This window comes from Aquibacillus koreensis (assembly GCF_025154055.1).
Taxonomy (GTDB): Bacteria; Bacillota; Bacilli; order Bacillales; family Amphibacillaceae; genus Aquibacillus_C; species Aquibacillus_C koreensis.
Genome location: NZ_JAOALK010000016.1, coordinates 1 through 11,543, shown reverse-complemented (window position 1 = coordinate 11,543; position 11,543 = coordinate 1). Strand labels below are relative to the sequence as shown.

Below are 11,543 nucleotides of genomic sequence, written 5' to 3'. Positions count from 1 at the left end.
GTTTTTGAGTTTAGTTCTATTTTACTCCGTTAAAGGTTTTATTTATATTAATCTTCACCAAACAAGAAGTTTTTAATTTCATTAGAGAAGATTGGCGTTTTTTCTACCATATATCCTGCTACAGAAGACTGGTCAAGTAGATCTTGAATAAACGTAACAGGTGCTAAAGCTATTATGTAAATAAAAATAAATAACAACAGATATGTTTCTACAAAACCTAATATGGCACCTAAAATGCCATTCACCCAGTTTAGTATTGGTAGGTCGGCAACAAAATCAAGCATGGTCGCAATGATCTGTAAGATGATCTTTGATACAAAGAACAAAGCTGCAAATGCAATTGCGTTATAAAACGCTGTCTCTAAAGGTAGTGTATCTAAAAATACTGCCCATGTTTCCCCTTCAGGAAGGTCTGGATATGGGATCCACATATCTAATTTTGATGCAAGATCATCATAGTAAAGTGCAGCGATAATAAAGGATACAATAAATCCAATAAGATGAAATAGTTGTAAAATAAAACCTCTTTTTAACCCGATAAGTAAACCTAAAATTAGTATTCCCAATAAAAGTAAATCAATCATGTTTTTCTTGATCCTCTTTCTTTTTTATTGAACCTAGTAGTTCTGTATAATCTTCTTTTAATTTCAAATAATCATTCATTGTATTTACTGCTGTAAGCACAGCTAATTTAGTAGTGTCTAAGCTTTTATTCGCGTCATGAATTTCTCGCATTTTTTGGTCAACAAGACTAGCTACCATTCTTACATGATGTGCTTGTTCTTCACCTACAATAGTATAGGATCTACCGTATATATCAACAGTAGCACGTGTTTTGTCAGATTGGGACACGACCATACCCCCTCATTTCTATCAAATCCTAAATTTAATATTAACATGAAGACTATCATTTAGGAAACTATTCTGTGACCATTAATCTTTGATATACTAGAAAGTATGATAAAAGTGTATCATATCATAACAGAGAATGTTTCAAACTAGTAAGAATGTCCTTCCTATTTCGGTCATCCTTATAGCAGGAATATAAAATTGGAGAGATTAACATGGGCCAAATTGTACTAAAATTAACACAATCGGAAATTATGAAAATGAAGAACCATTATGCTAACGCATTAAAGACAACACCACCTGGCGCAGTTTTTGCTGCAAAAACGCCGAATAGCTCTATTACCGCTTATAACTCTGGAAAAGTCTTGTTCCAAGGGAAAGCTCCAGAAATAGAAGCAAAAAGATGGGGAGATGTAAAAGCAGGTTCACCTACACAACAGAAAAAAAAGAGTGCAGCTTCCACACACAGATATGCGCCTTCACCAAGTTTATTTGAGAGCAACCACGTTGGCTCAGATGAAGCTGGAACTGGGGACTATTTTGGACCTATCACCGTTGCAGCTGCATATGTTTCCAAAGATCAAATCCCTTTATTAAAAGAGATTGGCGTAAAAGACTCGAAAAACTTAACAGATGATATGATCCAATCGATTGCAAAACAACTTATACAGATGAAGCTTCCCTATTCTTTAGTCATTTTACATAATGAAAAGTACAATCGCCTTCAAAGGAAAGGTTGGTCTCAAGGTAAAATGAAAACAATGCTACACCACCACGCGATCACGAAACTATTAGAAAAAATCGCACCCACACAACCAGAGGGCATATTAATCGACCAGTTTTCCCAACCTGGGGTGTATATGAATCATTTAAAATCGGAAAAAGCATCTCTACAAAAAAATGTTTATTTCATGACAAAAGCTGAAAGTTATTCCATTGCAGTTGCAGCAGGTTCGATTATCGCCCGCGCTAGTTTTGTAAAACAAATGGATAAACTTTCTAAGGAAGCAGGTATTACCATACCAAAAGGAGCGTCTCAAAAAGTAGATCAAGCCGCTGCACAGATTATTAAACGTGACGGTATTGAGGAAATGGAAAGATACGCAAAGGTGCATTTTGCGAATACAGAGAAAGCATTAAAGTATGTGAGGTAGTCTTTTGTTGGGGTGATTTTTTTGATAACAGATCCAACCGGGGATGGAGCTCTTATCTGCCAATACCCTGCTTCTTTTGACAGTTCAAACTGCGGATGGAGCTCTTACCTGTCAATACCTTGCTTCTTTTGACAGTTCAAACTCCGAATAGAGCTCTTACCTGTCAATACCTTGCTTCTTTTGACAGTTCAAACTCCGAATAGAGCTCTTACCTGTCAATACCTTGCTTCTTTTGACAGTTCAAACTCCGAATAGAGCTCTTACCTGTCAATACCCTGCTTCTTTTGACAGTTCAAACTGAGAATGGAACTCTTATCTGTCCATATAATTCAACACATTCACAAAAATCACATATACGAAAAACTCTACTAAATACAAAAAAATGAGAGACTTCCATCCACGGAAGTCTCTCATTTTTATTTACCCTCTCAATTCTGCTTGATGCGCTTCTTCCACCGCAGCTAGAATGGCTTGATAGGATTCTTCTACCTCTTCATCTTTTAAGGTTCTTTCTGGATCTAAGTACAGGATATTAAATGCAATCGACTTTTTGCCTTCCGGTAAATGTTCACCTTGGTACACATCAAATACTTGCACTTCTTTCACCAATGCTCCTCCAGCATTTTCAATTGTTGTCTGCACTTCACCTGCGCGAAGGGATTCATCCACTACAAGAGCGATATCCCTTGATACGGAAGGGAAACGTGGAATTTTGGCAAAACTAGGTTCATTCTCATGTATGTCAAAAATATAATCTAAATCTAGATCAAAGACATACGTATCTTTCAAATCATTATCTTTTTGCAATTTAGGATGAACTTGACCAACAAAACCTATAGGCTGCTCTCCAATAAACAACTGCGCTGTTCTCCCTGGATGCATCCCATCAATCTTAGCCTGTTTGAATTCTACAGTAACGTTAAGTTTATCAAAAAGACCTTCCAGGATGCCTTTAACAACAAAGAAATCCGCCATTTTCTTTTCTTGTTGCCAAGGGTTTGTTACCCATTCACCAGTTAAAGCACCTGATGCTCTTAACTTTTCATTCGGTTGCTCCGTCACTGTTTCTTGATTCGATACAAAGACTGTCCCTACTTCATAATAACCAAGATTTACTTGCTTCCTTGCTAAGTTATACGATAAAGAACTAAGCATTTCAGGTAAAATACTTAAACGTAATGTGCTGTGCTCTTCACTCATAGGCATGGATAATGCTACTGGCGTAACAGCCTCTGCCTTTATCTCTGGGCTCACAAGCATCGTCGCTCGATCTTTTGTAGTTAAAGAGTAAGTGATTGCTTCCATTAGGCCTGCGCCTTCAAAGTAATTTTTAATAGTACGCTTTAACAGTTGTTGTTCTGTTAGACCGCCCGCTTGACTTGCTCCCTGTGGTAGCGTAAAAGGCAAGTTGTCGTAACCATAAATACGAGCAACCTCTTCGATCATATCTTCAAATATAGTAATATCCTGACGTCTTGTTGGCACGTGGACTGTGAAGTTTTCACCGTCTTGATCATAATTGAAGTTCAATTTACGTAGAATATCAGCGATCTGCTCATCATTAATTTCCGTTCCAAGACGTGCATTGATGTTACTAGTCTGGATTTCTACTTGAGCTTCTGTTTTATCCAATTGATCAAATTCCACAACATCAGCTAGTATTGTTCCGTTCGCATATTTACTTAATAATTGTGCAGCACGGAAGCCAGCACGTTTCACACGGTCTGGATCAACGCCTTTTTCAAATCTTGTACTCGATTCACTCCGTAGGCCATGATCCTTTGAAGCAGTTCGAACTGCAACAGGACTAAAATAAGCAGCCTCTAATAAAACTGTTGTTGTTTCATTAGAAACTTCAGAATTAGCTCCACCCATTACACCAGCTAATGCAGTCGGTACTTCTCCATTGGTAATTACTAAGTGATCTGTTTTTAATGTTCTCTCTTGATCATCAAGCGTAACCATTGTTTCAGCTTGTTTTGCTCTACGAACAACGATTTCTTTTGAACCAAACTGATCATAATCAAACGCATGAAGCGGTTGACCGTATTCAAGTAATACGTAGTTTGTGATATCAACAACATTGTTGATTGGACGAATACCTGCAGCAATCAAATAATTGCGCATCCATAATGGAGCAGGACCTACTTTAATATCCTTGATGACAAAAGCGCCGTAATATGGATTTAATTCGGCATCTTCCACTTTTACGGAAACATAATCAGATGCTTTTTCTTCTACTGCAGCCACTGTTTCATCCGGAATTTGAACCGGCTTATCTAGAATGGCAGCTACTTCATATGCTACGCCTAGCATGCTTAATGCATCAGAGCGGTTTGGCGTTAAACCAAGCTCTAAAATAGCATCGTCTAAGTTAAGTAGTTCAATCGCACTTGCTCCAACTTCCGCGTCTTCAGGAAATACAAAAATGCCATCCGCCACTTCTTTCGGAACAAATTTCTCTTCAATACCAAGCTCCTGCATAGAACAGATCATTCCGTTCGATTCTACACCACGAAGCTTTGCTTTTTTAATTTTGAAATTACCAGGCAATACAGCACCAGGTTTGGCTACTGCTACTTTTTGACCTTGTGCAATGTTTGGTGCACCACAAATAATCTGAAGTTCTTCTTCACCAACATCGACCTGACATAAGTTTAATTTGTCTGCATTCGGGTGTTTTTCACACGATTTCACATAACCCACAACAACATTGGTACTTTGTGCTGCAAGGTATTCAATACCTTCTACTTCGATCCCTGTCTTCGTAATTTTCTCCGCCAACTCTTCTGGAGAAATTCCATCTATGTCCACATAATTTTTTAACCAATTTAATGATACAAACATGTTTTACCCTCCCCTTTACGCCTTATGGTACTGCTTTAGGAATCTGACATCATTCGTATAGAAATGACGAATATCATCTACACCGTATTTAAGCATGGCGATACGCTCAGGTCCCATACCAAAAGCAAAACCGCTATACACGTTAGGATCGTAACCAGCCATTTCTAATACACGTGGATGAACCATTCCACCACCTAGGATTTCGATCCAACCAGTACCTTTACACACAGAACAACCTTTGCCATGACATACCTTACAAGAGATATCCATTTCTACCGATGGTTCTGTAAAAGGGAAGAAACTAGGACGTAAGCGAATTTCTCGTTCTTCACCAAAAAATTGCTTTGCAAAACGATTTAATACGCCTTTCAAATCACTCATACGAACATCTTTATCCACATAAAGACCTTCCACTTGTGTGAACTGATGTGAATGCGTTGCGTCATCCGTATCACGGCGATACACTTTACCAGGACAAATCATTTTCACTGGCTGCGAACCTTTGTATTCACCCATTGTACGCGCCTGTACGGGAGATGTATGTGTACGTAGCAGCAACTCTTCTGTAATATAGAAAGAATCTTGCATATCACGCGCTGGATGTCCTTTAGGTAAATTCAATGCTTCAAAATTATAGTAGTCTGTTTCTACCTCTGGCCCTTCACGGACTTCAAAGCCCATGCTAATAAACAGATCTTCTATTTCTTCAACGATACTTGTTAGAAGATGTGGACCTCCGACTTGTACGGGTCTGCCTGGTAACGTAACATCGATTTGCTCTTCTTCTAACTTTTTCTCTAACTCTACTGCTTCTAAGTTCGCTTTTTTTGCATCCAATTCAGTCGCAATCGCTTCACGTACCTTATTGGCTAAGTCACCAATTACAGGACGCTCTTCTTTTGACAGTTTACCCATCCCACGTAGCACTTCAGTGATTGGCCCTTTTTTTCCAAGATAAGCAACTCGAATATCTTGTAGCTCTTGTAACGATGACGCTTCTTCCACTTTAGCTAACGCTTCTGTTTGTAATTCTTGTAAACGTTCCTTCAATGTAAATACCTCCTCTTTGATCTATACGAAACGGACTTTTGACCGTAAGCGAATATACACAAAAAAGCCCCATCCCAAGATAAGGGACGAGACTTGTAATATCGCGGTACCACCCTTGTTGGCATATAAATATGCCCACTCAGTGTTTGATAACGGAATTAATCCGGAACACCTTTACTTGCTTTTGCAAGGTCCAAGTGCCAGCTCCAGAGTGAAATTCAATAATTACCTCGTAAAAATGCTTGCAGTCTATGGCATTTTTTCCCTAAACACGATTTTGTAATTATTTACTAACTCTTTCTTTGCTTGTCGATTTTCATATTATTTTCTTATTATAGAAAAAGGAAGACAAAGATGCAACCTTCAGTCGTATTTTTTCTAATTATTACCGTCTAATCTCACCTTATTTCATTGCAATGTAATAAAGTAAGATGCCGGTTGCTACACTTACATTCAAGGATTCCGCTTGTCCAAAAATAGGGATATGTACTTTTTTATCCGCCTGTTGCACAATAGTAGCATCGATACCTGCGCCCTCATTACCTACGACCAAAGCGACCTTTTCGGGAACAGGTAATTGTTGATAGGACTCAGCACCTTCTAATGTTGCAGCCCATACTTGGACATCGTTTTTTTGTAATTCATTGATCTCTTTTAAGAGATTGCTTTGGATGATTGGAAGATGAAATAATGAACCTTGAGTTGCTCGAATTACTTTCTCGTTATATAAATCCACTGTTCCCTCACCTAAAATAACACCGTCAAATCCCGCGGCATCTGCAGTTCGGATAATTGTGCCTAAGTTGCCTGGATCTTGAACGGCATCCAATAGAACAAGTTTATGTAAAGACTTGTCTAGAATAGCAGGCTTCATCTCCACTACAGCGGCAATCCCTTGTGGTGCTTTGGTGTCACTAATTGTTTTAAATACATGATCTGATACGTATGTTACGGTATGTTGTTGTAGCCATTCAGGTAACTCTATACCATCTTGTATAATGACCTCTTGCAGATTCCATTTACTATGTAAAGCTTCTTGGACTAGGTGCATACCTTCTATGAAAAAAACGTTTCTTTTTTCTCTCTCTTTTCGTTTCTTTAATTTATTCCATTCTTTTACTTTATTGTTTTGTACAGATGTGATCATCAAATCATCCTTTGGGTGAAATTTCTATATCATCATACATATTTTAATTCGATTTGGTCAAACTAATTGTAGTAAAAACAAGGAAATAGTTTACGATTATGTTTTCCTACCATTCCAATTTTATGTTAGAGGTGAATCATATGGATTTGAACTTAAGAAAAGCAATTTTAGACAATGTATCTGGTAATAACGCAGACCAATTGCAAGAAACCATTGTTGATGCCATTGAAAATGGGGAAGAGAAAATGCTTCCAGGCCTAGGTGTATTGTTTGAGCTAATTTGGAAAGAATCTAACGAAACAGATCGACAAGAAATGCTTGCCGCCCTTGAAAAAGGAGTTCAACAAACATCATAATGCATGTAAAAGGGTTGTTCAACTTGAACGACCCTTTTTATTTTTTATATTTAAATATAGATTGCCTCTGTCAGCTTGATCAAGTAAACTTAATACATAGTCATAAAGGGATAAGGGGAATTTGTAATGGAAATGAAAAACATGCAACAGTATATGCAATTACAGGCAATGTCATTAATGACTAATAATAGTAATTCTTTTTCTTATCAATCACCAGTTATGGATGTTGCATTTCAGAAAATATTAGAGCTTCAACTATCTAACTTTCAGGCGCCGTTAGCATCTAAATCATCACTGCCTACCTCACAATTAAACGCCTTAAATAATGGTGCAATGCATGCTGTACAACCCGCTTATTCGAGTGAAAAGATAGACCAACTTATTGCGCAGGCTTCTAATAAATACGGTGTGGATCAATCACTTATTCGATCTGTTATTCAAGCCGAGTCGAATTTTAATGCAAATGCAGTCAGTCATGCAGGTGCACAAGGTTTAATGCAATTGATGCCATCAACAGCTAGAGGATTAGGTGTTACCAACTCCTTTGATCCTGAACAAAACATAAACGGTGGCACAAGCTATCTTAAGCAAATGCTAAACAAATACAACGGCGATACTAGGCTTGCCCTTGCAGCATACAATGCAGGTCCTGGTAATGTAGATAAATATAATGGCATTCCTCCATTTAAAGAGACGCAAAACTACGTCCAAAAAGTCATGGGATCCTATCAAGCTACGGTATAGAAAAATAAACCTCTTCGTCTTAATTGACGAGGAGGTTTATTTTATTAGTTAAAAGTGATCTCTTTTACCGTATCACTATCTAATTTTTTGATGACTTCTACAATCAACTTCACGGCATTCTCAAAATCATCACGATGCAGAATCGCTGCATGTGTGTGAATATATCGTGTGGCAATCGTAATCGACAACGCTGGTACGCCATTTGCAGTTAAGTGGATCGAACCTGAATCCGTACCACCACCAGCTAAAGAAGCGTATTGATAAGGAATTTTATTTTCATCCGCTGTATCAATTACAAAATCACGAAGTCCTTTATGAGAAATCATGGAAGCATCATAAAGAATGATTTGTGGGCCGTCACCAATCTTACTATCTGCATCTTTTGCAGAAATACCTGGTGTATCTCCTGCAATACCTACATCAACAGCAAAGCCAATATCTGGTTGAATCGTATTTGTTGATGTTTTAGCTCCACGTAACCCAACTTCTTCTTGAACAGTTCCAACACCATACACAACGTTAGGGTGTTTTTCACCTTTTAATTGCTTAAGAACGTCAATAGCAATAGCACAACCAATACGGTTATCCCATGCTTTTGCTAGAAGTAACTTTTCATTATTCATTTGCGTGAATTCAAAGTAAGGAACTACAGAGTCTCCTGGTTTCACACCAAACTCTTCTGCCTCCTCTTTACTAGTAGCACCAATATCAATGAACATATCCTTAATCTCTACAGGCTTCTTACGTGCCTCTGGAGGTAAAATATGTGGTGGTTTAGAACCAATGATCCCCGTTACATCACCTTTTTTTGTAAGGATTGTAACGCGTTGAGCAAGCATCACTTGACTCCACCATCCACCTACTGTTTGGAAATACAAAAATCCTTTGTCATCAATACGTGTCACCATAAAACCAACTTCGTCTAAATGACCAGCAACCATAATTTTCGGACCATTTTCTTGTCCCACTTTTTTTGCGATTAAGCTACCTAAGTTATCGGTAAATACTTCATCAGCATAGGGTGAGATATATTTTGTCATTACATCTCTTGCCTCTTTTTCATTACCCGGAATGGCACGTGCATCTGTTAAATCTTTTAACATCGTTAACGTTTCATCTGTCTTTGCCATATGTATAATCCTCCTTGTTAAAATGCCATCATTTAAATTATAACTTTTTTCTAAATAGATAACAAAAATTCGAATTCAAGCTTTAATATCCTTGGTCTTGCCTTTCAAAATTCACCTTATTCTTTTCTAAATACGCTTCACTCATACTTTGTTCTGAAAAACCTAAAAGTTCACCTAATCTTATGTACGTATCGAATAACTGTGTATAACAAGCTTTACTTGGTTCATTTTTGAATGCTATTATTTTTTCATACACATGATGAAATGTAAGTGTAATGTCCTTTTGTACTAGCTCGGTTTTATTTTCTCCATTATAATTGGAATATCCCTTATCTATTCCAAGAGATAAAATAAAATGAATACCATCCACATATTCTTCTAAAATAACTTGTTGATCACTAGGAGGTTTTTTACTCCAGAATTTAAAGCATCTCGTTTCATTTGCTAACTCACCTACTTCAACAAGTAGAGCAAGAATTTTTTTATCAAATAATTCGCTTGTTTGTAGGTGATGGTTAGATTGGATATAAGCATCTAATTTTTTTTGCATTGAAAATAACGGTTCCCAGTTCATTTGTTTTCTCCTTTACATAAAATCCTTTTCATTATAACATGTAAAATAATTATTTTTTTGAAACCTTGTAGACGACTTATTCGTATAGACAATTAAACTCATGAACTAATATACAAGGAGACGGTACGTATGATCGTAATATTGTTTCGCTTATTAATATTTATAGCTATGATTCTCCTTCTTTATACAGCTTATAAATACATTATGAACCCTAAGAGAAAGCTTGAGGTTGCTAAAGAAAAGAAAACTTTTTATTTTCATGATGATACTGAAAATATTAAGAAGAACTTTTTGATGACATACAAAGGTTTTATGTTTGAAGGCGAAAAATACTTGGGTACGACTGAAAAATCATTTGACGTTGTGAATATAAGTGTTCATGCTCACAATCCAGGTGAACTCAAGGGACTCGAAAGAAATGACTTATATTTTTTAGAAGAAGAAATATTAATTCGATATCCGTTTGCATCAATTGAATGGAAACATCCAATCAATAAACTGATTATTAACAAAGTATGAACATGCAAATCACGAACGAAAACTATTGATTACTAAAAACACTGATGCGAAAGCATCAGTGTTTTTTAACTCGTTTTTGTTTGAAAAAAATCTTCCCATTTCATTGTAATTTCTTTTCTTCTTAACAAATAAATACATGGCAATAAGCTGATCAGTAAGCATACGGTGATTAATGGAGAGAAGGTTGACATGGTTTTTCCAACACTTGTGTACACTACCGCTATTGGAATATTCGAAACAAAAGATGCTTTTAAATATCCTCTAAAATCCGTTGCTACTTCCAAAATACATAACGACAACAAATGAAAATGGATAAAAGGTATAAGTCGAAGCAAAGCAACTTGAGACGTTGTTAACTTGGAATGACTACCAACCATTTTTTGTTTCATCCGCACAAGTTTATCCACTGTTTTTGGCATCCATTGTGCCATCCGATAGAAGATTAGACTTGAAAGCGTAATACCAATAATGGAATAAAGAGTACCAGCTACTGTGCCAAATAACAAGCCTCCAGAAATACAAATAAAAACAACTGGAAGAAAAAATAATGGTCGTAGAAGATGAATACCAATGAATAGTAATGGCGCTAACAATCCACCCGTCTCAATAATGGCCATTAAATAAGTACTCACATACTCCATATTATGCCCCTCCTATGTTCTCTATATATATGACAGTAGACGAGCTATTATGACACATATTACATAATTATTTGGTGAATACGTAATAGACTAATAAAATATGAATAAGCGCTAATAACCGTAAACCATATTTAAATGAAAAGTGCTTTGTCTTATGTCTGTAGCTTATCATTCCTATTAGCGCCCCAAAAGAACCACCAACGAATGCAACTAGCCATAATGTTTTTTCACTTATTCGCCATTGATTATTTCTAGCACGTTTTTTATCTATCCCCATTAATATGTATGCAAGTAGATTAACGATAATGAGGTAGATCCATAGAACCTCCATACCTAACATACGACCCCTCCATATCCTTGCTGGTACATTGTTTATCTATGGCGCAGTTGATCCATACTGTGCAGTTAACGATTTTCTTACTTCCTTACGCACTTACTAGATGAGTGGTAATACGCCGCTACGGAAAAACACTCGCTTTCCGTGGGGAACGCCTCAGCCTCCTCATTCGCAAAGAGCGCTCACTGCGGGGTC

At 37.0% G+C, this 11,543-nt stretch carries 13 protein-coding genes and 1 other annotated feature; of the genes, 4 read left to right on the top strand and 9 right to left on the bottom strand.

Annotation, left to right across the window (positions count from 1 at the left end):
• Window positions 1-47: 47 nt before the first annotated feature.
• Window positions 48-584, bottom strand: a complete 537-nt coding sequence (locus NYQ66_RS04685) for a CvpA family protein (RefSeq protein WP_259867388.1) — start codon at window positions 582-584, stop codon at window positions 48-50.
• Window positions 577-852 (bottom strand): cell division protein ZapA, encoded by a 276-nt coding sequence (gene zapA, locus NYQ66_RS04680; protein ID WP_259867386.1) that lies wholly within the window; start codon window positions 850-852, stop codon window positions 577-579. The genes NYQ66_RS04685 and zapA overlap by 8 nt, the downstream gene beginning before the upstream one ends.
• Window positions 853-1,064: 212 nt before the next feature.
• Between zapA and rnhC the strand changes: the two genes are divergently transcribed.
• Window positions 1,065-2,003 carry a ribonuclease HIII gene (gene rnhC, locus NYQ66_RS04675; RefSeq protein ID WP_259867384.1) on the top strand — a complete coding sequence of 313 codons (939 nt, stop codon included), beginning with the start codon at window positions 1,065-1,067 and terminating at the stop codon, window positions 2,001-2,003.
• Window positions 2,004-2,423: 420 nt separating this feature from the next.
• On the opposite strand, the gene pheT is transcribed toward rnhC, so the two are convergent.
• The 3 genes from pheT to NYQ66_RS04660 all read right to left on the bottom strand — a co-directional run bounded on the left by pheT (window position 2,424) and on the right by NYQ66_RS04660 (window position 7,047).
• Window positions 2,424-4,850 (bottom strand): phenylalanine--tRNA ligase subunit beta, encoded by a 2,427-nt coding sequence (gene pheT, locus NYQ66_RS04670; protein ID WP_259867382.1) that lies wholly within the window; start codon window positions 4,848-4,850, stop codon window positions 2,424-2,426.
• Between the two features lie 15 nt (window positions 4,851-4,865).
• On the bottom strand, window positions 4,866-5,900 hold the full coding sequence (gene pheS, locus NYQ66_RS04665; protein WP_259867380.1) for a phenylalanine--tRNA ligase subunit alpha: 1,035 nt from the start codon (window positions 5,898-5,900) through the stop codon (window positions 4,866-4,868).
• Window positions 5,901-5,979: 79 nt separating this feature from the next.
• Window positions 5,980-6,212, bottom strand: a binding site (T-box leader).
• A gap of 91 nt (window positions 6,213-6,303) precedes the next feature.
• On the bottom strand, window positions 6,304-7,047 hold the full coding sequence (locus NYQ66_RS04660; RefSeq protein ID WP_259867377.1) for a TrmH family RNA methyltransferase: 744 nt from the start codon (window positions 7,045-7,047) through the stop codon (window positions 6,304-6,306).
• A 140-nt stretch (window positions 7,048-7,187) separates the two neighbouring features.
• Between NYQ66_RS04660 and sspI the strand changes: the two genes are divergently transcribed.
• Both sspI and NYQ66_RS04650 read left to right on the top strand, forming a co-directional pair.
• Window positions 7,188-7,403: a small acid-soluble spore protein SspI gene (sspI, locus tag NYQ66_RS04655; RefSeq protein WP_259867375.1), complete on the top strand. Its 216-nt coding sequence runs from the start codon at window positions 7,188-7,190 to the stop codon at window positions 7,401-7,403.
• Window positions 7,404-7,529: 126 nt separating this feature from the next.
• Window positions 7,530-8,147, top strand: coding sequence for a lytic transglycosylase domain-containing protein (locus NYQ66_RS04650; RefSeq protein WP_259867373.1), 618 nt, complete (start codon window positions 7,530-7,532; stop codon window positions 8,145-8,147).
• A gap of 44 nt (window positions 8,148-8,191) precedes the next feature.
• On the opposite strand, the gene NYQ66_RS04645 is transcribed toward NYQ66_RS04650, so the two are convergent.
• Complete coding sequence (locus NYQ66_RS04645) at window positions 8,192-9,277, bottom strand: M42 family metallopeptidase (protein ID WP_259867370.1); 1,086 nt, start codon at window positions 9,275-9,277, stop codon at window positions 8,192-8,194.
• An 82-nt stretch (window positions 9,278-9,359) separates the two neighbouring features.
• Complete coding sequence (locus NYQ66_RS04640; RefSeq protein ID WP_259867368.1) at window positions 9,360-9,851, bottom strand: dUTP diphosphatase; 492 nt, start codon at window positions 9,849-9,851, stop codon at window positions 9,360-9,362.
• A 129-nt stretch (window positions 9,852-9,980) separates the two neighbouring features.
• On the opposite strand from NYQ66_RS04640, the gene NYQ66_RS04635 reads away from it, so the two are divergent.
• Window positions 9,981-10,370 (top strand): sigma-w pathway protein ysdB, encoded by a 390-nt coding sequence (locus tag NYQ66_RS04635; protein WP_259867366.1) that lies wholly within the window; start codon window positions 9,981-9,983, stop codon window positions 10,368-10,370.
• Window positions 10,371-10,435: 65 nt separating this feature from the next.
• Here the strand turns inward: NYQ66_RS04635 and NYQ66_RS04630 are convergent, their stop codons facing one another.
• Both NYQ66_RS04630 and NYQ66_RS04625 read right to left on the bottom strand, forming a co-directional pair.
• Window positions 10,436-11,011, bottom strand: a complete 576-nt coding sequence (locus NYQ66_RS04630; RefSeq protein WP_259867363.1) for a TVP38/TMEM64 family protein — start codon at window positions 11,009-11,011, stop codon at window positions 10,436-10,438.
• A 67-nt stretch (window positions 11,012-11,078) separates the two neighbouring features.
• The gene (locus tag NYQ66_RS04625) at window positions 11,079-11,351 is read right to left on the bottom strand and encodes a DUF1294 domain-containing protein (RefSeq protein WP_311202005.1); all 273 of its coding nucleotides are present in this window, start codon (window positions 11,349-11,351) and stop codon (window positions 11,079-11,081) included.
• Between the last annotated feature and the right edge of the window lie 192 nt (window positions 11,352-11,543).

Coding starts and splice junctions, on each gene's coding strand:
- NYQ66_RS04645 (WP_259867370.1), bottom strand. CDS start 9,277: ATGGCAAAGACAGATGAAACGTTAACGATGTTAAAAGATTTAACAGAT.
- NYQ66_RS04650 (WP_259867373.1), top strand. CDS start 7,530: ATGGAAATGAAAAACATGCAACAGTATATGCAATTACAGGCAATGTCA.
- NYQ66_RS04685 (WP_259867388.1), bottom strand. CDS start 584: ATGATTGATTTACTTTTATTGGGAATACTAATTTTAGGTTTACTTATC.
- NYQ66_RS04625 (WP_311202005.1), bottom strand. CDS start 11,351: ATGTTAGGTATGGAGGTTCTATGGATCTACCTCATTATCGTTAATCTA.
- pheT (WP_259867382.1), bottom strand. CDS start 4,850: ATGTTTGTATCATTAAATTGGTTAAAAAATTATGTGGACATAGATGGA.
- NYQ66_RS04635 (WP_259867366.1), top strand. CDS start 9,981: ATGATCGTAATATTGTTTCGCTTATTAATATTTATAGCTATGATTCTC.
- rnhC (WP_259867384.1), top strand. CDS start 1,065: ATGGGCCAAATTGTACTAAAATTAACACAATCGGAAATTATGAAAATG.
- NYQ66_RS04660 (WP_259867377.1), bottom strand. CDS start 7,047: ATGATCACATCTGTACAAAACAATAAAGTAAAAGAATGGAATAAATTA.
- NYQ66_RS04640 (WP_259867368.1), bottom strand. CDS start 9,851: ATGAACTGGGAACCGTTATTTTCAATGCAAAAAAAATTAGATGCTTAT.
- sspI (WP_259867375.1), top strand. CDS start 7,188: ATGGATTTGAACTTAAGAAAAGCAATTTTAGACAATGTATCTGGTAAT.
- NYQ66_RS04630 (WP_259867363.1), bottom strand. CDS start 11,011: ATGGAGTATGTGAGTACTTATTTAATGGCCATTATTGAGACGGGTGGA.